Below are 22334 nucleotides of genomic sequence, written 5' to 3' on the forward strand. Positions count from 1 at the left end.
TACCGGCCGATGCCGCCCCATGCCTACCACCCTGACCTCGCACAACGCCCGCGCCCAAAGGCTGCTCGCCACAGGCTGCCTGGCAGGGATCGCAGCGATCATTGCCCTGGTCACCTTCCTGCTGGCCCGTGAACACAGCCTGGCGCGCGCAACGGCAGTACGTAACTCGGCCAACATCGCGCAACTCATCGATGCCGATGTACAGCGCAACGTCGAACTGTACGACCTGGCCTTGCAGGGGCTGGCCGAAACCGTCAGCCACCCTGACTTCGCCCGCATCCCGCCACGCCTGCGGCATCAGATGCTGTTCGGCCGCGCCATCGCGGCGCCCCTGCGCGGCGACGTACTCTGGCTGGACACCGAGGGCAACGTGGTCGCCGACTCGTTGACCACGCCGCCTCGAGCGGGCAACTTTTCGGCCTGGGCGGACTTTCAGTACCTGCGTGACCACCCCGGCAATGCTCTGCACATCAGCCCACCGTTTCGCGACACCCTCGGCGACCTGGGCTGGTGCATCAGCTTCAGCCGCCGCATCGAAACAGCCGATGGCCGTTTCCTCGGCGTGGCCACCGGCGCGTTGCGGCTTGACTACTTCAATCATCTGTTCCGCGATCTGAACATCGGTGTCGATAGCAGCATCAGCCTGATCAGCGACACCGGTTACATTCTGGCGCGTGAAACCCTGGGGTCGGGAGAAGACGTAGCGGGCCAGAACTTCGCGCACTCTCCGGGCATGCGGCCTTTCCTGGAGGGTGGCCGCAGCGGCAGCCTGACTCAGATATCAGGGCTTGATGGTAAAGAGCGCGTCTACACCTATACACAGGTCGGCAAGCTACCGCTGAAGGTGGTAGTCGGCATCTCTACCGAGCAGGTGTTCGGGCCCTGGCGGCGAACCGCTGGCATGGTGGGATTCGCCACCGTCGCACTGTGCCTGGGGATTTTCATGCTTACATTGCTGCTGCGCCGCGAACTCAACCGGCGCCAGCGCGCCGAGCTGAACCTGGCCAACCTGGCCATGACCGACGGGCTTACCGGGCTTGCCAACCGCCGCAGGCTGGACCAGGCCCTGGAGCTGGAATGGCTGCGCGCCCAGCGCAACCGTGACACGCTCGCGGTGCTGATGATCGATGTCGACCATTTCAAGGTATTCAACGAGCGCCACGGCCATCACGGCGGCGACAGTGCGCTGCGCGGCGTGGCGCAAATCATCGGCGATTGCATCCATCGCCCCGCAGACCTTGCGGCGCGGTATGGCGGTGAAGAGTTCGTGGTAGTGCTGGCGCAAACGGAACTCTACGGCGCGCTGGTCCTTGCAGAGACCATCCGTAAAGCGGTGCAGATGCACCCGCCGATGGGCGCTGGCTTGTCGCGGGTCACCGTGAGCATCGGGGTCAGCGCATTGCGTGCTCGCCCTGGCGTGCCGCTCGACGCTCTGCTGTGCAGCGCCGACCAGGCCCTTTACCAGGCCAAGGCCGAGGGGCGTAACCGCGTGTGCTCTCTGGAGGGCGGGTTGGCTCAGGGCCCGGAGCAAAAAACGCCGGCAGAGCCGGCGCAATGAGGGATCCAGCATCTGCTGGCACGAGCGATGATCAGCTAGCGCGGGCGATATTACGCAACGCCTTGATTTGATCGTGGTTACGCTGAACGCCGTGGTACTGGCGCTCGACGATGGAAAACACGTTGGCCGGCAACGGCTCGGCCAAGGCCTCCTTGTAGGCCTTGAGAGCGACATCCTCGCCACGTTCGGCCTCATTGAGGATGGCCTCTTCGCTCTTGCCGGTAACCAGCGACTTCAGGTCGACCCAGCGGCGGTGAAGGTCGCCGGAAAAGCTGGTGGAGTCTTCAGGCGTGCCGCCCAGAAGGGTTACCGCCTCTTGCAACTCGCCTGCGGCAGCTGCGCATTCGTCAGAGCGTTTTACGAACAAGTTCTTGAGCTCGACGTTCTTGACATCGTCTGCACAGGTACGGAATCCTTCCTGGCCGTCCTTGCACGTCTCGATCAGATGATTGAGTACCGATACAACGTCTTTGCCTGACTTGGTCATGAGAAGTTCTCTGTTGAAGTGATGACTATCAACTTTGCAGAGGACGTGCCACATTTCGTTTTTTTGAAAAGCGCTGACAGATCAAAGGCTTAATGAAAAATTGATATTTGAAACCCCTTTGTTATGCAAGATCGAGTGAAAGACGGCATTGCAAAATGCAATTTACTCGAAGGCTTGCCATCGCATCATTTAAAGCGCCAGATAATGAATCCAAAGATGCTTGAGCAGCTCGCAACTCGAACGATGCCCTTCGGCAAATACAAGGGGCGTGTGCTGGCAGATCTGCCAGGTCATTACCTCGCCTGGTTCGCCCGCGAAGGCTTTCCGAAAGGCGAACTGGGCACGTTGCTCGCGCTCATGCTCGAGATCGATCACAACGGCCTGAAAGCGCTGCTCGACCCGTTGCGCGGGCAAAAAAATGGGGCGCCGACCAAGCGCCCCCAAAAGCCATGAAACAATCGCTCGTCAGCCGAGCAGCGCCAGTGCCTCGCGGCTGCATTGCTCCACCTGATCCCACTGGCCAGCCTTGATCCAGGCTTTGTCCAGCATCCAGGTGCCGCCCACGCACATGACGTTGGGCAGGCTCATGTAAGTATTGAGGTTGGAGGTATTCACGCCCCCCGTGGGGCAAAAGCGTACATCGCCAAAAGGGCCGCCGAACGCTTTGATCGCGCCCACGCCGCCGCTGATTTCGGCAGGGAACAGCTTGAAGCGGCGGTAGCCCAAGGCGTAGCCCATCATGATTTCCGAGGCAGTCGCCACGCCCGGCAGCAAGGGAAGCGGGCTGTCGACGCCGGCTTCGAGCATGTCCTGGGTGCAACCCGGGGTCACTACGAACTGCGCGCCCACATCTTCGACGGCCTTGAGCATGTCCCGATCCAGCACGGTGCCGGCGCCCACCAACAGGTTGGGGCGGTGCTCACGCAGCAGCTTGATGGCCTTGAGGCCGTACTGCGAGCGCAGGGTCACTTCCAATGCGGTCAACCCGCCGGCAGCCAGCGCATCGGCCAGCGGCAGGATTTCACTTTCCGAGTTGATCACGATCACCGGCAGGATCCGCGCGGTAGCGGCCAGCGCGTCGATCTGTTTGACCTTGTCCTGCATCAGGGCTTTGCGTTCAGGCGTCATGGCGGCTGATCCTTGTTTCCAGGGGCACCAGAAGATGCCCAGTGGAGCGTTCAGAAAAGCGCGCACCGGCATCTGCGCCAGGTCGTCCCCGGCCAGCGCCGTGCGCAGCGTGTCGAGTTTGCCCTGCCCCTGGATGGACAGGATCGGGTAGCGGGCGCCAGCCAGCAGCGAGCGGGTCGTACTCAACCGCTGGTGAGGCACACTGGGTGCCAGCATGGGGACGCAGCGCTTGGGATTGTTCTCCTCCAGAGCTTCGGCAAGCCCGGGGCTTGCCGGGAACAGCGAGGCGGTGTGGCCGTCATCGCCCATGCCCAGCACCAGCACGTCGATGTCACCCAGCTCAGCCAGCGCCTCGTCGGCCTGCGCAGCAGACTCTTCCTGGCTTTCAGTGGCGCGGTAGAGGCCAATGAACTTCGCCTTTGCCACAGAGCCTTGCAACAGATAGCGTTTGACCAGGCCCTCGTTGCTGTCGGCATGGGTGACAGGCACCCAGCGTTCATCGGCCAACGTGATGGTCACCTTGCTCCAGTCCAGCACACGCCGGGTCAGTGCCTGAAAGAACATCACCGGGCTTCGCCCGCCGGACACCACCAACGACGCATGGCCGCGTGCCTCGATACCGTCGCGCAGGTGCGCAACGACCACTTCTGCCAGCGACTCGGCCAACAAAGGTGGGCTTGCGAATTCGTGCGCCGAGAGGTGCTCGGGCAGTTTCAGTTCAGATATCGCCATACCAGGATCTCCCGTCGCGGGTAATCAGTGCGATGGAGCTCATCGGCCCCCAGGAGCCCGCCGCGTAAGGCTTGGGCGCTTCACCAGAGCGTTTCCACCCGGCGATCAACTGGTCGCACCATTTCCATGAGTATTCGATTTCGTCCTTGCGGACGAACAGGTTTTGGTTGCCCTGCATCACTTCCAGCAATAGCCGCTCATACGCGTCAGGGATTCGCGCACTGCGGTAGGCGTCGGAGAAATTCAGCTGCAGCGGGCCGCTGCGCAGCTGCATCCCCTTGTCCAGGCCTTGTTCCTTGGTCATCACCCGCAGCGAAATGCTTTCGTCCGGTTGCAGGCGGATGATCAGCTTGTTGCTGATCTGCATGCGCTGCTCCGGGGCGAAGATGTAATGCGGGGGTTCCTTGAAGTGAATCACGATCTGCGAAAGCTTTTGCGGCATGCGCTTGCCGGTGCGCAGGTAGAACGGCACGCCTGCCCAACGCCAGTTGCGGATGTCGGCGCGCAGTGCGACGAAGGTCTCGGTATCGCTGTGCGGGTTGGAGTTTTCTTCCTCCAGGTAACCCGGCACGCTGCGGCCTTCGCTGTAGCCGGCGATGTACTGGCCGCGCACTACATGAGTGTGCAGCGCTTCGCCGGTGATCGGTTGCAGTGCCTTGAGCACCTTGACCTTCTCGTCGCGAATTGCGTCGGCAGAGAGGTCTGCCGGCGGGTCCATGGCGATCAGGCAAAGCAGTTGAACCAGGTGGTTCTGAATCATGTCGCGCAGCTGGCCGGCCTTGTCGAAGTAACCCCAGCGGCCCTCGATGCCAACCTTCTCGGCCACGGTGATTTCAACGTGGGAGATGTAGTTCTGGTTCCACTGGGTTTCGAACAGGCTGTTGGCAAAGCGCAGCGCAATCAGGTTCTGGACGGTCTCTTTGCCCAGGTAGTGGTCGATGCGGTAAACGCGGTTCTCGGGAAAATGCCGCGCCACGGCGTCGTTGACGGTGCGCGAGGATTCCAGGTCATGGCCAATGGGCTTTTCGAGCACCGCTCGCGTGCGCTCGGCCAACCCGACCTTGGCGAGGTTTTCACAGATGGCGCCGTACACGGACGCTGGCGTTGCGAAATAAGCGATCACAGTGCCGCTGTCGCCGACGCGCTCGGCCAGGGTCACATAATCGTCAGCCTTGAGAAATCCACATGTACGTATTCAAGCCGCGCCTTGAAGCGGGCCAATGCGGTTTCCTCAAGCTGTTCGGCGGGCACGAATTCGCGCAGGTGCTCCTCGATCTGCCCCAGGTGATAGGCCGCGTCACCCGCTTCGCGCGCCAGCGCCAGCAGGCGCGTGTTCTCGTGCAGCAGCTCGGCGCGGTCGAGCTGAAACAGCGCCGGGAACAGCTTGCGCAGCGCCAGGTCGCCCATGGCGCCGAACAAAGCAAAGGTGCAAGGCTCAGAAATCGAAATCATGATATGAATTCTTTTATCAAGTTGAACAAGTATTACGGTTTTGCTCGCGGGCCTCAAGGCCAAATGTAGTAATAAAACAACAAAGCGAGCATGCTAACAGAATGCTGTGGTGAACAAGCCTACCCCCCAGTACGATAGACCACCCTCGATGACAGCCTCACAGACGCCCAAGGAGCCCAGCATGGAGCGAGTGCGTAACCTCCTCGAACAGATCCAGGAACGCCTCGATCACCTCAATAAGGCTGAACGCAAAGTCGCCGAGGTTATCCTGCATAACCCCCAGCAGGCCACCCGCTACAGCATTGCAGCGCTGGCCCAGGCTGCGACGGTCAGTGAGCCGACGGTCAACCGCTTCTGCCGCTCTTTCAATGTGAGTGGATACCCGGAGCTCAAGTTGCAACTGGCGCAGAGCCTGGCCAGTGGCGCAGCCTACGTGAGCCGCGCGGTGTCGGCCGACGATGACCCCGCCGCCTACACGCAGAAGATCTTCGGCAGCGCCATCGCCTCGCTGGATACCGCCTGCCAGCAGATCGACCCACGCCAGGTGAGCCGCGCCGTGGACATGATGATCCAGGCCCGGCAAATCCACTTCTTCGGCCTGGGCGCCTCGGCACCCGTGGCGCAGGACGCCTTGCACAAGTTCTTTCGCTTCAACCTGCCGGTCAGCGCCCATGCAGACGTGCTCATGCAGCGCATGCTCGCTTCGGTAGCGCACACGGGGGAATTGTTCGTGATCATTTCCTACACCGGCCGCACGCGCGAACTGGTGGAGGTGGCCCGGACCGCACGCGAGAACGGCGCCTCGGTGCTAGGCCTTACGGCTGCGGGCTCGCCGCTCGACGAAGCGTGCAGCGCCAGTGTGAACATCCCACTGCCCGAAGACACAGACATCTACATGCCGATGACCTCGCGGATCATTCAGTTGACGGTGCTCGACGTGCTGGCGACAGGCATGACCTTGCGCCGAGGCTCGGACTTTCAGCCGCATTTGCGCAAGATCAAGGAAAGTTTGAACGCCAGCCGCTATCCGTTGCTTTAGAGCTACTAGCCCCTAGCTTCAAGCTTGAAGGAAAAGCGGCTCCGAGTCGGGGCGTAAAGCCGCTTTCCCGCTTTGGGGCTTGAAGCTCGCAAGAGCTGCGAGTTCATAGCTTCAAGCTTCCAGACGAAGCGGCTCTGCGCTATTGCGCATAACCGCTCCCGCTTGCAGCTAGTGGCTACTAGCTACCAACTTTCTTAGAACTTCGACTGCACCTTCAAGCCAACCACAACCGCGTCATCAACCTGATCCACACCACCCGGGTGTTTGATGTACTGCACGTTCGGGCGAACGGTCAGCCAGTTGGTGACGTGGAAGCCGTAGTACAGCTCGGCGTCATACTCGGTGTCCTGCACTGGCACGAAGGCGGGGTTGTCGTAGTCGCCGATGCCGTTGAGAGTGTTGATCAGATCGGCACGGCGGCGGGCATCGTCGTTTACGTGGATGCGAGCCACGCCAACACCGATGTCATCCTTCGGCCGGCTGTCGAGCAGGCCTTTGTACACAAAGCCCACCTGCTGGTAGTTGTCGATGAAGTTGGTGGCTTTGTCATGCACGGTGGCGTTGGCGAACATGCTCAGGCCACGGCTGGCGTCGCCGTTGTGCGAAGTCAGCTGCTGTTGCGCAACGACCCACCAGCCGTGCTTGCTGCTATGGCTCTTGAAGTCGTTACCGGTAACTGCCTGCTGCTGGCCATTCACATCTTCGGCGACGTCGTTGGCGCTGGCGGTGCTGTAGTAGTAACCCACGCGGTACTCGCCCGGCAGGCCGTTCACGCGTGGCGACCATACCAGCTCCACCGGGAAGATAGTGCCCTTGGTGCCGCTGGCGTTGAGCTTGAAGCCGTTGCCGGTTTCCAGGTTCGACGGGTTCTGGTTGAACGCGCCCACTTGTGCGTAGAACTCGGGGTTGAAGTTCCACTTCACCCGCGCAGCCCACTGGCTCACTGGCCAGTTGTACCAGATGCCGCCGACCCAGTTACCGACCTGCGAGCCGCAGAAGGCGAGGTTCTGGAAGTCGCAAGGGAAGCTGTTGAAGTCTTCGCCCGGGCCGAAGCGGCCGACTTTCACGTCAAGCTTGTCGTCCAGGTAGCGCTGGCGATACCACATTTGTGTCAGGCGCCAGGTCTGGCCGCGGCCCCAGACTTCCTGTGGCGAACTGAACATGCCAGCGCGCGGGTCGCTGATACGGTCGTTGCCGATGTTGCGGCCGCTACGTTCGGTCACGGTGAAGCGGAAGTCGGCGCCTTGCCAGCCGAGGATCTTCTCCAGGTCCATCTTCACGCCCAGCGCGAACTGGTCACTGTACCGCGCCGTCTTGTCGTGGTCGTAGCCGCCCTTGACGTTGCTGGCGGCCTCGCCCACGTACTCGGCTGTAAAGTCATAGCCTTTGTCGTAAAGGTCTTTGCGCGTGCCGCCCCAGTCGCCGGTGGCGTACTGCGAAGCATCGAACTGGCCGAACTCACCGGCTGCCTGGGCGCTCACCGCCAGGCTCATGGCGCCGAGCACGAACAGGCTGCGAGCCACGCGCGTGTGTTTGGCAGATGTGTGATTACGCATGTTCATCCCTTGATCACCCTCATTATTGTTTTGCGTTTATTGTTGTTATCGCCGGGCGTACCGCCCCTCACCGCCCTTTGAACTGCGCGATGTTGCCGGCCGATGGCTCAGCCGGTGTGTTGCTCTGGATAGCCAGGCGCTCGCCGCTCTGGGCGTCGAACAGCAGGGCCTTGCCGGCATCGAAACCGACTGCCATGGCAGCGCCCAGGGCGGGTGCCTGGTCGGGTGCGACCCGGCAGCACACCTTGGTGCCGTTGATGGTGACGAACACCAGGGTGTCCGGGCCGGTCGGCTCGGTCACTTCGACCTGGGCCGGCAATTGCACGACGGTGCCTACTCCGGCCAGTGCCAGCTGCTCCGGGCGCAGGCCCAGGATCAGCTCACGGCCGGTGAGGTCTTGATCGGTGTGGCCCAGGGCCAGGTTCAGATGGCCATGGCCACTGTCCAGCGGCGCGACCCATTGGCTGCCTTCACGCACCGGCTTGACCGGAATGAAGTTCATCGGCGGCGAGCCGATGAAGCTGGCGACGAACAGGTTGGCCGGTTCGTTGTAGATCTCGCTCGGGGTGCCAAACTGCTGGATGATGCCGTCTTTCATCACCGCAACCTTGTCGCCCAGGGTCATCGCCTCGATCTGATCGTGGGTCACGTACACCGTGGTGGTTTTAAGGCGCTGGTGCATCAGCTTCATTTCAGTGCGCATTTCCACGCGTAACTTGGCGTCCAGGTTCGACAGCGGTTCGTCGAACAGGTAAATCTTCGGCCGGCGCGCCAGAGCGCGCCCCATCGCCACGCGCTGTTGCTGGCCGCCAGAAAGCTGGCTGGGTTTTCGCCCGAGCAAATGTTCGATCTGCAGCAGCTTGGCGACCCGCGCCACTTCCTGATCTATCTCGGCGGCAGGCACCTTGCGGATCTTCAGGCCGAATTCGATGTTCTGGCGCACGCTCATGGTCGGGTACAGCGCGTACGACTGAAACACCATGGCGATGTCACGATCCTTGGGGCTCATGCGGCTGATGTCGGCGCCGTCCACCAGGATCTCGCCGCCGGTGATGTTCTCAAGGCCCGCGATACAGTTCATCAGGGTCGACTTGCCGCAGCCGGAAGGGCCGACCAGGATCAGGAACTCGCCCGAGTCGATGCTCAGCTGAATGTTCTTGAGGGTGTCCGGCAACCCGCTGCCGTAGGACTTGTTGACGTTGCGCAGTTCAAGCGTTGCCATTGCGTTACCCCTTGACCGCGCCGGCCGTCAGCCCGCGCAGGAAATACTTGCCCGCCAGCACATACACCAGCAGGGTCGGCAGCCCGGCGATCATTGCCGCGGCCATGTCTACGTTGTATTCCTTGACCCCGGTGCTGGTGTTGACCAGGTTGTTCAGGGCCACGGTGATCGGCTGCGCGTCGCCACTGGCGAACACCACACCGAACAGGAAGTCGTTCCAGATCTGGGTGAACTGCCAGATGATGCACACCATGATGGTGGGCACCGACATCGGCAGCAGGATCTTGCCGAAGATGGTGAAAAAGCCCGCACCATCGAGCCGCGCCGCCTTGACCAGGGCCTCGGGGACGGCCACGTAGAAGTTGCGGAAGAACAGCGTGGTGAAGGCGATGCCGTACACCACGTGCATGATCACAAGGCCCGCTGTGGTGTTGGCCAGCCCCATCTTGCCGAGAGTGAAGGAGGCAGGTAGCAGCACGGTCTGGAACGGCAAAAAGCAGCCGAACAGCAACAGGCCGAAGAACAGCTGCGAACCGCGAAAGCGCCACATCGACAGCACGTAGCCGTTGAGCGCACCGATTGCCGTGGAGATCAGCACCGCCGGCACAGCGAAGCGCACCGAGTTCCAGGAAGTAGCCATGCACCGTGGCCCAGGCCTTTTCCCAGCCGATGGTGGTGAAGGCGGCCGGCAGGCTCAGCAGGTTGCCGGTGCTGATGTCGTCAGGTGTTTTGAAGCTGGTCAGCAGCATCACCGCCAGGGGCACCAGATACACGAGGCACGCCAGGATCAGGATCGCGTAGATCAGCACGCGGCTGGGGGTGAGCCCCGGTTTGAGCGTGGCGCTAGTCATGGCGCTTGCCTCGCAATTCCGAATACAGGTAAGGCACCAGGATCGCCAGGATCGCGGCCAGCATCAGCATCGCGCTCGCCGAGCCCATGCCCATCTGGCCACGGCTGAAGGTGAACGAATACATGAATACCGCCGGCAGGTCGGACGAGTAGCCAGGGCCACCGGCCGTCATCGCCATGACCAGGTCGAAACTCTTGATCGCGATGTGCGCCAGGATCATGAACGCACTGAAGAACACCGGGCGCAGGCTCGGCAGCACGATCCTCAGGTAGATGGTGGGCAGGCTCGCGCCATCGACCTGGGCGGCCTTGATGATCGAGCTGTCGACGCCGCGCAGGCCGGCCAGGAACATCGCCATGACAAAGCCCGACGCCTGCCACACCGCCGCGATGACGACGCAGTAGATCACTCGATCCTGGTTGATCAGCCAGTCGAACGTGAAACCGGTCCAGCCCCAGTCACGCAGGAGCTTGTCCAGGCCCATCCCGGGGTTGAGCATCCACTTCCAGGCAGTGCCGGTGACGATCATCGACAGCGCCATCGGGTACAGATAGACCGTACGGATGAACCCTTCACGGCGAATGCGCTGGTCCAGCAGCACTGCCAGCACCACGCCCACCACAAGGCTCACGAAAATGAACAACCCGCCGAACACCAGCAGGTTCTTGCTCGCCACCCACCAGCGGTCGTTGTCCCACAGGCGCATGTACTGGGCCAGCCCGACGAACTTGTAGCTGGGCATGAAGCTTGAATTGGTGAACGACAGCAGGAACGTCCACCCGATGTAGGCGTAGAAACCCACCAGCACCACCACCATGCTCGGCGCCAGCACCAGCTTCGGAAGCCAAGCCTGCAGGCGGTCGAGCACGGGCGTTGCCTTGGGCAATGCAGCGACGGAACTCATCGGCACTTACTCATGAAGGTGTGAAACGCCCGGCGCAAGGCACCGGGCGGGCAAGCCGAACGCTTACTGCGCGGCCTTGATCGCGGCGCCCAGTTGCTGGGCAGCCTTGGCCGGGTCGGCGTTCTTGTCGCTGATGAACGCGTTCACCGTATCGAACACTGCACCCTGCACGGCCAGGTTGGTGGCCATGTTGTGGGCCATGCTCGGCTGCGCACCGTCGCCCTTGCTGGCTTCGGCGAAGTCCTTGGCCGAGGCCTGGGCGCATTCGTCGAACTGCTTCATGTCGATGTCGTTGCGAACCGGGATCGAGCCCTTGTTCTGGTTGAACACGGTCTGGAAGTGGGTGCCCAGGGCAATTTTGGCGACATCTTTCTGCGCAGCGACCGTGCCTTCGTCCTTGACCTTGAACATGGCCAGGGAGTCGACGTTGTAGGTGTAACTGCCTGCGGTGCCCGGGAACGGCACGCATTGGTAGTCCTTGCCGGCAACCTTTTTGGCGTTGCTCCACTCGCTCTTGGCCCAGTCGCCCATCGCTTGCATGCCAGCCTTGCCCTGGATCACCTGGGCGGTCGCCTGGTTCCAGTCCTGCGGGCCGCGATTGGGGTCCATGTAGCCGGTGAGTTTTTTCAACGCAGCGAAGGATTTCGCCATGTCGGCGCCGGTCAGGGTTTTTTGATCGAGCTGGACGAAGGCCTTGTTGTAGCCCTCAGGGCCCATCACTGCCAGCACGATGTCTTCGAACACCGTGGAGTTCTGCCACGGCTGGTCACCGTGCGCGATCGGGATGATGCCTGCAGCCTTGAGCTTGTCGGCGGCGGCGAAGAGTTCGTCGAGCGTGGTCGGCGCCTTGGCGATGCCGGCCTTCTTGAAGGCTTCAGGGTTGATCCACAGCCAGTTGACCCGGTGGATGTTGAACGGCACCGCTACGTAGTGGCCATCGTACTGAACGATCTTGGCGACGGTCGGCGACAGCAGTTTGTCCCAGCCTTCGCTCTTGGCGACATCGTCCAGGCCATCTTCGGTCAGCAGGCCCAACTGGCCCCAGTCCTGAATGTCCGGCCCTTTGATCTGAGCGGCACCGGGCGGGTTACCCGACACGGCGCGGGTCTTGAGTACGGTCATCGCCGCAGCGCCACCGCCACCGGCTACCGCGTTGTCTTTCCAGGTGAAGCCATCGGCCTTGACCTGGTTGCGCAACACGTCCATCGCGGCGCTTTCGCCGGCGCTGGTCCACCAGTGGGTGACTTCGATCGAACCTTTGGAATCGGCTGCCAGAGCAGCGAGGGGAAACAACGAGGCAAGGGAAATAACCGCAGCCAAGCGGGTAGTGGCTTTCATGACGAGTCCTTTTGTTGTTTTTATCAACAGCAAGCTTCTAGCTAGCGCTGTCCGGGAGTTTAAACAGCAAGTGGAGGGGCTTGGGTAACGAAGGGGTGTGGAAATGTCACCGCACGGTGACAAAAGCATGAACCTCAACTTCACGGCCGACGTTAAACAAAAGCAGTACGTTGAAACACACGATCAAGTGCCCCATCAGCCTAGCCATGGAATACTTTGCCGCCTCCAATTTATAACTCCAGGGTTATAAAAAATAAGGGAAACGTGTAAGGTGCAAAGCAGGCAACTGATCAAAGAGCTGGAAGCCGATGGTTGGTATCACGTACGCACGACAGGCAGCCACCCTCTGTATGCACATCCTACAAAGCCAGGTGCCATCCCCGTCCCCCATCCCCGGAAAGACCTCCCCTGGGGACTCTCAGGGCGATTCGAAAAAGTGCAGGCCTGGCCACGACCACAGGACATTGAAACCATGCAATATCCAATCTGTATCGAATGGGGTGACAAGCACACGGCCACCGGTATTCAGATCCCTGATATCCCTGGCGCCGCCACCGCTGGCGACACGTTCGAAGATGCGTACAGGGCAGCGGTGGAGGTCGCTCATCTCATGCTGGAACAGATCATGAACAATGGCGAAGAAATCCCTCTGCCTACGTCGGCAGCTGCGCACCGGGCAAATCCGGAGTTCGCGCATATGGGTTGGGGCCTGCTGGATATCGACATCACCCCCTATCTGGGGCATGTCGAAAAGATCAATGTCACGCTACCCGGCAAGGTCATCCAGCGTATAGACCGCTTCGTGCGCGAGCACAACGTGAAGAGCCGGTCGAGCTTCCTGGCCGAAGCCGCCCTGGAAAAGCTCAATCGCTGAGCCGTTCGCGCCGCGGCAGGCTGAGGGTCACACGCAGGCCGCCTGCGGGCAGGTTCTGCAGGCTCACCTCCCCCCGTGGCTGTGGGCGATGTTGCGAGCGATGCCCAGGCCAAGCCCGTAGCCCTGCTGGTGTGCAGCCAGGCGAAAGTGCGGCTCGAAGACCTTCTCCAGGCGCTGCTGCGGCACGCCGGGGCCTTCGTCGTCCACGTGCAGCACGAAGCTTTCAGCGTTGTCTTCGATGTGCAGGTGCGCGCGGTGGCCGTATTTGAGCGCGTTGTCGATCAGGTTGCCCATGCAGCGGCGCAGCGCCAGCGGCTTGCCCGGATAAGGTTTGCGCGCCCGGCCATCGAGCGTGACCCGGCCATCGCCCTCCGGCGCCAGGTATGGCTCGATCACGCACAGCAGGCTGCGGTTCAGGTCGATTGGCTCGATGTTCTCGTGAATGTCGGTTTCTTTCACGCATTGCAGCGCACCCTTGACCAGCAGGTCGAGCTCATCCAGGTCGCGGGTGAATTTTGCCTGCAGCGCTTCGTCTTCCAGCAGCTCCACCCGCAGCCGCAGGCGGGTGATGGGCGTGCGCAGGTCATGGGAGATGGCGCTGAACAGCTGGCTGCGCTCTGTAAGGTAGCGGCTGATGCGTTGGCGCATGGCAATGAGCGCGCGGCTCACCTCGACCACTTCGCTGCCGCCGCCGGCCTCCTCCAGCGTGGCCGCCTCATCGCCCAGTGAAAGATCACGTGCCGCCCGCGCCAAGCGCTTGAGCGGGCGGCTCTGCCAGTGCACCAGCAGCCCGGTGAACAGAAGCAAAAAGGCGCCGGTCAGCACAATGAACCACAACTGGGGCGTAGGGATATGTTCCTGTTCGAGGCTGGTGTAAGGCTCGGGCAGCAGGGACGCGATGAACAGCCACTCGCCTTCGCTCAGGCGGATCTGCGTGACCAGCACCGGCGGGTTCAGCGGCTCCAGCGTCAGCGCGTAGTAGGCCCACGAGCGTGGCAACTCATCGAGCTTGAGCCCGCTGTTGAACAGCCGCAGGTCGTCGGGGCTGACGAACGCTACGGAGATGTCCATTCCGTTACCCAGTTGCGCGCGCAGGCCATCGTTGACCGCGTCGATAACCAGTTGGCTGCGCGAGGTGAGTGGCTGGGTCTGCATTTCAAGCGCGCGGTCGTTGAGAGAGGTGAAAAAGCGCGTGCCGCCCATGCTGCGCAACTGGTCCAGCACCAGCGGCCGGTAAGCCACCGGCAGCGAACGGAAGTAACTGACGCTGGCACCCATCGAGCGCGCCAGGCTGCGAGCGCTGGCTTGCAGGCCTTCTTCTTCGCTGGTGCGCAATTGCGACAGCCACACCGCGCTCGACAGTGCCTGGGCCAGCAGCACCGCGAGCAGTGAAAGCAGCAGCATGCGCCCCAGCAGCGAGCGAGGCTTAAACAGGCGCAACCTGGGCCGCCAGCACGTAGCCACTGCCGCGTATGGTGCGAATCAGCCGGGGAGGTTTGTCGGTGTCGCGCAGGCGCTGGCGCAGGCGGCTCACCGCCATGTCGACGATGCGATCCAGCGGCATCGGCTCGCGCCCGCGGGTGGCGTTGCCGATCGTGTCGCGGTCGAGAATCTGCTGCGGGTGGTCGAGAAACAACTTGAGCAGCGCAAAATCGGCACCGGAGAGCAACACTTCTTCACCATCGGCATGGAACAACCGGTGGCTGACGGTATCGAGGCGCCAGTCCTCGAAACCCAGCACATCGCCCGAACGCTCCTGGCCGAACTGCGCCCGGCGCAGCAGCGCCTTGATGCGCGCCTGCAATTCGCGCGGGCTGAAAGGCTTGCCCAGGTAGTCGTCTGCGCCCAGCTCAAGGCCGACGATGCGGTCGGCCTCATCGGAGCTGGCCGTGAGCATGATGATGGGAACATGGGGCTGGCGCGGGTGCTGGCGAACCCAGCGGCACAGGCTGAAACCGTCTTCGTCCGGCAGCATCACGTCGAGTATCACAAGGCCCGGTAATGCGGAGTCGAAGGCGGCGCGAAAGCGCTCGCCATCGGCCGCCACCTGGACGGTGAAGCCGGCGCGGCCAAGGTAGGCTTGCAGCAGCTCGCGGATGTCCTGGTCGTCATCGACCAGCAATATGGTTTTGCCCGCAGTGGTCGAGGGTCACCTGCGTAGGTCATGGGGTCAGCGACAGGGGGTGCCGCCGACGCAGCCTAAGGGCACGCCACGCCTTTGTCGAGACGGGCGTGCCGATTCACCCAGGTGTTGCTGCAAGGCAACGCCTGCACCGGTAAGGCCGGCGAATTCGGCAGTCACGACCCACACCGGGATGCCTTCGAAGTAATGGCTCATGCAGCCTTTGTCGCTGAAGCTGTCATTGAAACCACTGCGCAGGAACAGTTCGAGGAACCGCGGGATCACACCACCCACGATGTACACCCCGCCGCGCCCGCCGACGGTGAGCACGTTGTTGCCTGCCACCCGGCCAAGGAAGCGGCTGAACTGCTCGACGGTTTGCAGAGCAACGGCATCGCCGGCCAGGGCGCCTTGAGTCACTTCGGCCTGATTGGCGAACAGCGGCACACTGCCGTCGACCGCGCAGATTGCCTGGTACAGGCGCAACAGGCCGCCGCCGCTCAGGATGGTTTCGGCACTGACATGGCCGATCAGCCCTTCGATGTGCTGGCGCAGCTGCGCCTCGCGAGCATTGCCCACAGGCAGGTCGACGTGGCCACCCTCCCCCGGCAAGGCCATGTACCGCCCGCCTGGCAAGCTCAGCAGAGTACCCACGCCCAGCCCGGTGCCCGGCCCGATCACCACCGCAGGCCGGGCCGGATCGGGCTGGCCCTCGCGCACCGCCTGGAACTCGCCAGGCTTCAGGCGCGTCATGCCCAGTGCCATGGCGGTGAAGTCGTTGACCAGCGACAGATGATCGACCTTCAGCGCCTGGCAAAACGCCTTGCGCTCGATACGCCAGTGGTTGTTGGTGAAGCGGAATTCGTCGCCACCGACGGGCCCGGCGACCGACAGGCATACCGAACCCACGTCGCCCAGGGCCAGGCCTTTGGCCTTGAAGTACTCACCGATCGCCTGCTCGGGGCTGCTGTAGTCCGCGGTCGCGTACACCTGCACCGAGTGCAGCGCGTTGTCTTCCCACAGTGCGAAGCGCGCATTGGTCCCGCCAATGTCGCCCACCAGTGCCAGTTTCATTTGAGGGCTCCCAGGGCCGAGGTGAAGGCGCTGGCGCCCTGCTCGGCCGAGCTGAACGCCATGCGCATGAAGCCGAACAGTTCCCGCCCGCAGCCTTGGCTGCTGTCGATGGTCGGCTGTGCCACCTCACGGGCGGCCAGCTCTGCCGGTTCGACCAGCACCTTCAAGGTGCCGTTCACCCCATCGACGCGGATCACATCGCCGTCGCGCACACGGGCAAGCGGGCCACCGTCCACCGCTTCGGGGCAGACGTGAATGGCGGCGGGGATCTTGCCTGAGGCACCCGACATCCGTCCATCGGTCACCAGCGCCACTTTGAAGCCGCGATCCTGCAACACACCCAGGAACGGGGTCATCTTGTGCAGCTCGGGCATTCCGTTGGCGCGCGGCCCCTGGAATCGCACCACCGCCACCACGTCGCGCTCCAGCTCGCCGGCCTTGAATGCTGCCGCCAACTCGGCCTGGTCTTCGAACACCCGCGCTGGCGCTTCCACCACCTGATGCTCCGGTGCAACGGCCGAGACCTTCATCACACCGCGGCCCAGGTTGCCCTCCATCACCCGCAGCCCACCTTCCGGCGAGAACGGCCGCGCCACTGGCCGCAGGATGGTTTCGTCCAGGCTCTGCGACGGGCCTTCGCGCCATACCACTTTGCCGCCGTCCAGGAACGGCTCCTGGGTGTAACGGCGCAGGCCGGGGCCGGCAACCGTGTTGACGTCTTCGTGCAGCAGCCCTGCGTCCAACAGTTGGCCGATCAGGAATGCCATGCCGCCCGCGGCCTGGAAATGGTTGATGTCCGCTTTGCCGTTGGGGTAGACGTGCGCCAGGGTCGGCACTACCTCGGAGAGGTCGGCCATGTCTTGCCAGGTCAGTTCGATACCGGCGGCCAGGGCAATGGCCGGCAGATGCAGGGTGTGGTTGGTCGAGCCGCCGGTAGCGTGCAGTGCGACCGTGGCATTGACCAGCGCCTTCTCATCGACGATGCGCCCCAGCGGCATGAAGCTCGCCCCGCTGGCTTTGGTCATCCGCGTGACCTGCTGCGCGGCCTCGACGGTGAGTGCATCGCGCAGGGGGTGTTGGGGTTGATGAACGAGCTGCCCGGCAGGTGCAGGCCCATCACTTCCATCACCAACTGGTTGGTGTTGGCGGTGCCATAGAAGGTGCAGGTGCCAGGGCCGTGGTAGCTCTTCATTTCGGATTCGAGCAGCTCTTCGCGGCTGGCCTTGCCTTCGGCGTAGCGCTGGCGCACTTCAGCCTTTTCCTTGTTCGAAAGCCCTGTCGGCATCGGCCCGCCCGGCACGAAGATCGTGGGCAGATGGCCGAAACGCAGAACGCCCATCATCAGGCCCGGCACGATCTTGTCACGATTCCCAGGCAAAGCGTTGCGTCGAACATGTTGTGCGAGAGCGCCACGGCGGTGGAGAGCGCGATGGTCTCGCGGCTGGCGATGGCCAGCTCCATACCGGCCTCACCCTGGGTCACACCATCGCACATCGCCGGCACACCGCCTGCGAACTGGCCAACCGAATGCACCTCGCGCAGCGCCTGCTTGATCAGCGCGGGGAAGGTTTCATAGGGCTGGTGCGCCGAGAGCATGTCGTTGTAGGCCGAGACGATTGCGACGTTCGCCGCGTTGAGCAGGCGCAGAGTGTCTTTGTCATCGCTGCCGCAACCTGCCACGCCGTGGGCGAAGTTGGCACATTGCAGCTTGCCGCGCTGGGGCCCCTCGCTGGCAGCGGCGTCTATCATCTGCAGATAACGCTGGCGGGTGGCTTGGCTGCGCTGAACCAGCCGCTGGGTAACCTCGAGAACGCGGGGATGCATGGGAAGACTCCAGGCTAATCAGGGTGACCTTGGCCGGCCAGGCGGTAGCGGATCGGACTCAACCAACGCCTTTGCCATGGATCAAAACAACATGCCGAACCGGTCACTCGTTGTAGATAAAACAAAATACTGCCATCAAAAGGGCTTGTTTTCTATTTTTATGCGCATAATCTTGTAATTCCTACAACAAAACAGATTCGTGACCTGGCCCGGCGGGGGCAACCTTCACTCATCTGACAGCAGGTACTGCCAATGACTATTCGCATCGCAATCAACGGCTTCGGGCGTATCGGCCGCAACGTACTGCGCGCACTCTATACCCAGAACTACCGCCAGCATCTGCAGGTGGTCGCCATCAACGACCTGGGCGACAGCAAGATCAATGCCCACCTGCTCAAGTACGACACCGTGCATGGCGCGTTCGATGCAACCGTTGAGCATGATCAGGAAAGCCTGACTGTCAATGGTGACCGTATTGCGGTCAGTGCAGTTCGCAATCCTGCGGAGCTTCCGTGGAAAGCGCATCAGGTGGACGTGGTGTTCGAATGCACCGGCCTGTTCACCGAGCGTGACAAGGCAGCAGCGCACCTGGCGGCGGGCGCTGCCAAGGTGATCATCTCGGCGCCCGCCGAAGGCGCCGACGCGACCGTTGTGTATGGCGTGAACCACGATGTACTGCGCGCCTCGCACCAGGTGATCTCCAACGCCTCCTGCACCACCAACTGCCTGGCGCCGGTCGCTCAGGTGCTGCACCGCGAGTTCGGCATCGAGCAAGGCCTGATGACCACGGTGCACGCCTTCACCAACGACCAGACCCTGATCGACAGCTACCACAGCGACCCTTACCGCGCACGCGCGGCCACCCAGTCGATGATCCCCAGCGAAACCGGCGCTGCCGAGGCGGTGGGCCTGGTGCTGCCGGAACTTGCCGGCAAGTTGACTGGCATGGCCGTACGCGTGCCGGTCATCAACGTGTCATTGGTCGACCTCACGCTGAACCTCGCCCGCGAAGCCAGTGCCGAGCAGGTCAATGCCGTGCTCAAGGCCGCCGCCGAGCAATCCAGGGTGCTCGGTTACAACGACCTGCCGCTGGTCTCGAGTGACTTCAACCACAACCCGTTGTCGTCTATCTTCGACGCCAACCACACCAAGGCCAACGGCAAATTGCTCAAGGTCATGGCCTGGTACGACAACGAGTGGGGTTTCTCCAACCGCATGCTGGACAACTGCCTGGCCCTGTTCAACGCTCAGTGATGGACTGGGGCGAGGTGCTGGCAGTGGCAGCGTTTTTTTGCTAAGCTCAGCCCAGCGCTTGATCTCAGGAGGCTTCATGAGCGACACCGGCACGGCGCGAGTGCCCAGCGAAGAGGTGATGGACCAGGCCATCGACTGGATCATCGCCCTCAGGGCGCCAACATCCAGGCAATGCCAGGGATTCGATGCCTGGCTGGCCGAGGACCCTGCACACGCGCAAGCCTATGCTCGCGCCGCCGCGCTGTGGGACGGCAGCGTTGCCGAGGAGGTCGAACGGGTGCTGGCGCGGCAATGCCGCGCGGCACCGCGGCCCGCACGGCGGGGCCGCTGGGTGGCTGCGCTGGCGCTGCTGGCCATCGCTACGCCTGTAGCGCTGCTCTGGCTGGCAGGCCCCCTGCTGCACTAAGGCTGGATTTTTACCGGCAAAGGGCCGACACTCGGTGCGTCTCGCCGTCTGAAACGCCTGCCACAGCGCAGCGCGGCCACCGTCTCTCAGGCCCGCACCATGTCTTACGTTCCACCCGCCCGCTCCCGCCTGGCCCGTGCGCTGTACGGCATCCTCGCCTACACGAGCCTGGCCATCGGCATCATCGCCATTTTCATACCCGGCTTGCCCACCACCGAATTCGTGCTGCTGTCAGCATGGGCTGCGACGCGCAGCTCGCCGCGCCTGGCCGCCTGGCTGGCGCGGCACAAGCTGTTCGGGCCGATGATCGAAAACTGGCACAACGGCAAGCGCATCGCACGCAAGGCCAAGATCAGCGCTACCCTGAGCATGATTTTGTGCGCGGTGATCATGTGGTTAACGCTACGCCACTATTGGCCGATCTACGCCGCCATCGGCGGCATGGTACTGGTCAACCTGTGGATCTGGTCGCGCCCGGAGCCGGAGGCACGCTGACGCCGCGCGCCGGCCAGGCGCGTTCGCCCACCCTGTTGGAGACAGGCTTATGTTCAAACCCGGCCATTTACACCTGGAGCACCGCCCCGTACAAAAACACGACGCCGCCTATCAGCTGGATGTCCATTACGACCTGCAAACCACCGACCAAGGCCCTGGCATGCACTTTCGTGTCACCGGCGACATTGCCGGCAAACCGGTGGATACCAGCTTCGACCTGCCACGCGACATGGCAGTGAACTTCGCCAGCCACATCGACCGTATCGCCCGCCAGCACGGCCTGCCGAAAACCCAGGTAGTACCGGTCAGCCTGCACCGGCAATACGACGAGATGTTCAACGACATCCGTACCAAGCTGAACCTGCACAGCGGCGATGCCCTGAGCACCGAGCGCCTCGACCGCCTGTAAAGCCTTGCAGCTTGCTTCTACAATAGGGGCCTTCTCTCACACCGGCCCCTGCCTAATGCGCATCCACGTAAGTTTCCACGACCGCGTCGGTATCACCCAGGAAGTGCTGGCCCTGCTGGGCGCGCGCAACCTGAACCTGGATGCGGTGGAAATGGTGCCGCCGAATGTCTACATCGATGCGCCCACCTTGAGTGCCCAGGTGCTCGAGGAATTGCGCGGGGCATTGCTGGCCATTGCCGGGGTGCAGGCGGTCACGGTGGTGGACATCCTCCCCGGCCAGCGCCGCCACCTGCAGCTCGACGCATTGCTGGCAGCGATGGGCGACCCCGTTCTGGCCCTGGACAGCGCCGGCAAGGTGCTGCTGGCCAACCCGGCGATGGTGTCGCTGTACTGCCGCGACCCTGCCGGCGAGCCGATCGACAGCGTATGCGCCGCACCGGGCCTGCTTGCCGCATTGCAGGAGCAAGGCTTCCGCCTGCCGTTGCGCGAGGTGACGGTCAGCGGTGAAACGCTGCTGCTCGACGCCACCCCCATTCCCCACGCCGGCGCCCTGGTCACGCTCTACCCACCCAACCGCATGGGGGAACGCCTGGCAGCGTTGCAACACGGCCACGCCGACGGCTTTGATGCGTTGCTCGGCGAGGCGCAGGTGATACGCCAGCTCAAGGCCCGTGCCCAGCGCGTGGCAGCGCTCGATGCGCCTTTGCTGATCCAGGGTGAAACAGGCACCGGCAAGGAGCTGGTCGCACGGGCCTGCCACGCCGCCAGCCCAAGGCACAACGCGCCGTTCCTGGCGCTCAACTGCGCGGCGCTGCCAGAAAACCTGGCCGAGAGCGAGCTGTTCGGCTACGCCCCGGGCGCGTTCACCGGTGCGCAACGCGGCGGCAAGCCGGGGCTGGTGGAACTGGCTCACAAGGGCACGGTGTTTCTCGACGAGATCGGCGAAATGTCGCCTTATCTGCAAGCCAAGCTGCTGCGGTTCCTCAACGACGGCAGTTTCCGCCGTGTCGGCGGCGAGCGTGAGGTGCGCGTCGATGTGCGCATCCTCAGCGCAACCCATCGGGACCTGGCGCGGCGCGTGGCCGAAGGCAGCTTTCGTGAAGACCTTTACTACCGCCTCAATGTGCTGAACCTGGAAGTGCCGCCGCTGCGCGAGCGCGGCCAGGACATCCTGCTGCTGGCGCGCTGGTTCATGCGCCAGGCATGCACCCAGATCGGCCGCCCCATCTGCCGCCTGGCGCCCGCTACCTACCCTGCCCTGCTCGGCAATCGCTGGCCGGGCAACGTGCGCCAATTGCAGAACGTGATCTTTCGCGCCGCAGCGATATGCGATGCCAACGTGGTGGGCATCGGCGACCTGGACATCGCCGGCACCTCGGTGGCGGCCTCCGGCGAGCGCGAGGTAGTGAGCCTGGAACAGGCAGTGGAGGATTTCGAGCGCGCGCTGCTGGAGAAGCTTTACGAGCAGCACCCTTCCAGCCGGCAACTGGCGTCGCGGCTGCACACTTCTCACACGGCGATCGCCAATCGGCTGCGCAAATACGGAATCGGCGCTCGGCTGTAATCAAATCGATACGGCGTATTAAATTCGTTACAAACCTGATATGTC

Annotated in this window: 16 protein-coding genes and 7 pseudogenes; 10 read left to right on the plus strand and 13 right to left on the minus strand. The window is 62.8% G+C overall.

All coding sequences use genetic code 11. The annotated features are described in order from the left end of the window. Positions 1–19: 19 nt before the first annotated feature. Positions 20–1558, plus strand: a complete 1539-nt coding sequence (locus LN139_RS17195; RefSeq protein ID WP_236355346.1) for a GGDEF domain-containing protein — start codon at positions 20–22, stop codon at positions 1556–1558. A gap of 31 nt (positions 1559–1589) precedes the next feature. On the opposite strand, the gene LN139_RS17200 is transcribed toward LN139_RS17195, so the two are convergent. Further along, positions 1590–2045 (minus strand): ferritin-like domain-containing protein, encoded by a 456-nt coding sequence (locus LN139_RS17200; RefSeq protein ID WP_236355347.1) that lies wholly within the window; start codon positions 2043–2045, stop codon positions 1590–1592. A gap of 204 nt (positions 2046–2249) precedes the next feature. Between LN139_RS17200 and LN139_RS17205 the strand changes: the two genes are divergently transcribed. Next, on the plus strand, positions 2250–2498 hold the full coding sequence (locus LN139_RS17205) for a DUF3820 family protein (protein ID WP_329611050.1): 249 nt from the start codon (positions 2250–2252) through the stop codon (positions 2496–2498). Positions 2499–2510: 12 nt separating this feature from the next. Here the strand turns inward: LN139_RS17205 and LN139_RS17210 are convergent, their stop codons facing one another. The 3 genes and pseudogenes from LN139_RS17210 to zwf form a co-directional block, all read right to left on the minus strand. Next, positions 2511–3173 carry a bifunctional 4-hydroxy-2-oxoglutarate aldolase/2-dehydro-3-deoxy-phosphogluconate aldolase gene (locus LN139_RS17210; protein WP_236360475.1) on the minus strand — a complete coding sequence of 221 codons (663 nt, stop codon included), beginning with the start codon at positions 3171–3173 and terminating at the stop codon, positions 2511–2513. Between the two features lie 21 nt (positions 3174–3194). Further along, positions 3195–3905, minus strand: a pseudogene (pgl, locus tag LN139_RS17215) (6-phosphogluconolactonase); the annotation flags it as partial. After that, a pseudogene (gene zwf / locus LN139_RS17220) lies at positions 3892–5357 on the minus strand (glucose-6-phosphate dehydrogenase). The pseudogenes zwf and pgl, both read right to left, overlap by 14 nt. A 190-nt stretch (positions 5358–5547) precedes the next feature. Between zwf and LN139_RS17225 the strand changes: the two are divergent. Then, a complete protein-coding gene (locus tag LN139_RS17225) occupies positions 5548–6396 on the plus strand; it encodes a MurR/RpiR family transcriptional regulator (RefSeq protein ID WP_236360477.1) in 849 nt (282 codons plus the stop codon). 194 nt (positions 6397–6590) lie between these two features. Here LN139_RS17225 and LN139_RS17230 read toward each other — a convergent pair whose 3' ends face one another. The 5 genes and pseudogenes from LN139_RS17230 to LN139_RS17250 form a co-directional block, all read right to left on the minus strand. Next, positions 6591–7952: a carbohydrate porin gene (locus tag LN139_RS17230; protein WP_236355349.1), complete on the minus strand. Its 1362-nt coding sequence runs from the start codon at positions 7950–7952 to the stop codon at positions 6591–6593. A gap of 67 nt (positions 7953–8019) precedes the next feature. Then, positions 8020–9174 (minus strand): ABC transporter ATP-binding protein, encoded by a 1155-nt coding sequence (locus LN139_RS17235; protein ID WP_236355350.1) that lies wholly within the window; start codon positions 9172–9174, stop codon positions 8020–8022. 4 nt (positions 9175–9178) lie between these two features. Beyond that, positions 9179–10025: pseudogene (locus LN139_RS17240) on the minus strand (carbohydrate ABC transporter permease). Beyond that, complete coding sequence (locus LN139_RS17245) at positions 10018–10929, minus strand: carbohydrate ABC transporter permease (RefSeq protein WP_236355351.1); 912 nt, start codon at positions 10927–10929, stop codon at positions 10018–10020. Before LN139_RS17245 ends, LN139_RS17240 begins: the two are co-directional and overlap by 8 nt. Positions 10930–10992: 63 nt before the next feature. Beyond that, complete coding sequence (locus LN139_RS17250; protein WP_236355352.1) at positions 10993–12267, minus strand: ABC transporter substrate-binding protein; 1275 nt, start codon at positions 12265–12267, stop codon at positions 10993–10995. A 271-nt stretch (positions 12268–12538) separates the two neighbouring features. On the opposite strand from LN139_RS17250, the pseudogene LN139_RS25790 reads away from it, so the two are divergent. Continuing rightward, positions 12539–12673 (plus strand): annotated as a pseudogene (locus tag LN139_RS25790) (type II toxin-antitoxin system HicA family toxin); the annotation flags it as partial. 66 nt (positions 12674–12739) lie between these two features. Further along, a complete protein-coding gene (locus LN139_RS17255) occupies positions 12740–13141 on the plus strand; it encodes a type II toxin-antitoxin system HicB family antitoxin (protein ID WP_236355353.1) in 402 nt (133 codons plus the stop codon). Here the strand turns inward: LN139_RS17255 and LN139_RS17260 are convergent. From LN139_RS17260 to edd, 4 genes and pseudogenes are all read right to left on the minus strand, one after another. Next, positions 13131–14545, minus strand: a pseudogene (locus tag LN139_RS17260) (ATP-binding protein). The gene LN139_RS17255 and the pseudogene LN139_RS17260 overlap by 11 nt on opposite strands. Before the next feature lie 22 nt (positions 14546–14567). Beyond that, positions 14568–15266: a response regulator gene (locus LN139_RS17265; protein ID WP_236360479.1), complete on the minus strand. Its 699-nt coding sequence runs from the start codon at positions 15264–15266 to the stop codon at positions 14568–14570. A gap of 126 nt (positions 15267–15392) precedes the next feature. After that, positions 15393–16337: pseudogene (locus LN139_RS17270) on the minus strand (glucokinase); the annotation flags it as partial. Continuing rightward, positions 16334–18161: pseudogene (edd, locus tag LN139_RS17275) on the minus strand (phosphogluconate dehydratase). The pseudogenes LN139_RS17270 and edd, both read right to left, overlap by 4 nt. Before the next feature lie 252 nt (positions 18162–18413). Here edd and gap point away from each other — a divergent pair. From gap to LN139_RS17300, 5 genes are all read left to right on the plus strand, one after another. After that, entirely contained in the window at positions 18414–19415 is a 1002-nt protein-coding gene (gene gap, locus LN139_RS17280) for a type I glyceraldehyde-3-phosphate dehydrogenase (protein ID WP_236355354.1), read from the plus strand. 76 nt (positions 19416–19491) lie between these two features. Continuing rightward, entirely contained in the window at positions 19492–19821 is a 330-nt protein-coding gene (locus LN139_RS17285) for a DUF4880 domain-containing protein (RefSeq protein ID WP_236355355.1), read from the plus strand. A 99-nt stretch (positions 19822–19920) separates the two neighbouring features. After that, positions 19921–20316: a YbaN family protein gene (locus tag LN139_RS17290; protein ID WP_236355356.1), complete on the plus strand. Its 396-nt coding sequence runs from the start codon at positions 19921–19923 to the stop codon at positions 20314–20316. 49 nt (positions 20317–20365) lie between these two features. Next, the gene (locus LN139_RS17295; RefSeq protein WP_236355357.1) at positions 20366–20725 is read left to right on the plus strand and encodes a DUF5064 family protein; all 360 of its coding nucleotides are present in this window, start codon (positions 20366–20368) and stop codon (positions 20723–20725) included. 55 nt (positions 20726–20780) lie between these two features. After that, positions 20781–22289, plus strand: coding sequence for a sigma-54-dependent transcriptional regulator (locus tag LN139_RS17300; protein WP_236355358.1), 1509 nt, complete (start codon positions 20781–20783; stop codon positions 22287–22289). Positions 22290–22334 lie beyond the last annotated feature (45 nt).

Origin of the sequence: Pseudomonas sp. KNUC1026, from assembly GCF_021650705.1 — a bacterium.
GTDB lineage: Bacteria > Pseudomonadota > Gammaproteobacteria > Pseudomonadales > Pseudomonadaceae > Aquipseudomonas.

What these genes read in the sequence shown, in the direction of transcription:
- LN139_RS17255 (WP_236355353.1), top strand. Translation starts at nt 12,740, where the DNA reads ATGCAATATCCAATCTGTATCGAATGGGGTGACAAGCACACGGCCACC.
- LN139_RS17205 (WP_329611050.1), top strand. Translation starts at nt 2,250, where the DNA reads ATGAATCCAAAGATGCTTGAGCAGCTCGCAACTCGAACGATGCCCTTC.
- LN139_RS17235 (WP_236355350.1), bottom strand. Translation starts at nt 9,174, where the DNA reads ATGGCAACGCTTGAACTGCGCAACGTCAACAAGTCCTACGGCAGCGGG.
- LN139_RS17285 (WP_236355355.1), top strand. Translation starts at nt 19,492, where the DNA reads ATGAGCGACACCGGCACGGCGCGAGTGCCCAGCGAAGAGGTGATGGAC.
- LN139_RS17250 (WP_236355352.1), bottom strand. Translation starts at nt 12,267, where the DNA reads ATGAAAGCCACTACCCGCTTGGCTGCGGTTATTTCCCTTGCCTCGTTG.
- LN139_RS17290 (WP_236355356.1), top strand. Translation starts at nt 19,921, where the DNA reads ATGTCTTACGTTCCACCCGCCCGCTCCCGCCTGGCCCGTGCGCTGTAC.
- LN139_RS17210 (WP_236360475.1), bottom strand. Translation starts at nt 3,173, where the DNA reads ATGACGCCTGAACGCAAAGCCCTGATGCAGGACAAGGTCAAACAGATC.
- LN139_RS17230 (WP_236355349.1), bottom strand. Translation starts at nt 7,952, where the DNA reads ATGCGTAATCACACATCTGCCAAACACACGCGCGTGGCTCGCAGCCTG.
- LN139_RS17195 (WP_236355346.1), top strand. Translation starts at nt 20, where the DNA reads ATGCCTACCACCCTGACCTCGCACAACGCCCGCGCCCAAAGGCTGCTC.
- LN139_RS17295 (WP_236355357.1), top strand. Translation starts at nt 20,366, where the DNA reads ATGTTCAAACCCGGCCATTTACACCTGGAGCACCGCCCCGTACAAAAA.
- LN139_RS17200 (WP_236355347.1), bottom strand. Translation starts at nt 2,045, where the DNA reads ATGACCAAGTCAGGCAAAGACGTTGTATCGGTACTCAATCATCTGATC.
- LN139_RS17245 (WP_236355351.1), bottom strand. Translation starts at nt 10,929, where the DNA reads ATGAGTTCCGTCGCTGCATTGCCCAAGGCAACGCCCGTGCTCGACCGC.
- LN139_RS17300 (WP_236355358.1), top strand. Translation starts at nt 20,781, where the DNA reads ATGCGCATCCACGTAAGTTTCCACGACCGCGTCGGTATCACCCAGGAA.
- gap (WP_236355354.1), top strand. Translation starts at nt 18,414, where the DNA reads ATGACTATTCGCATCGCAATCAACGGCTTCGGGCGTATCGGCCGCAAC.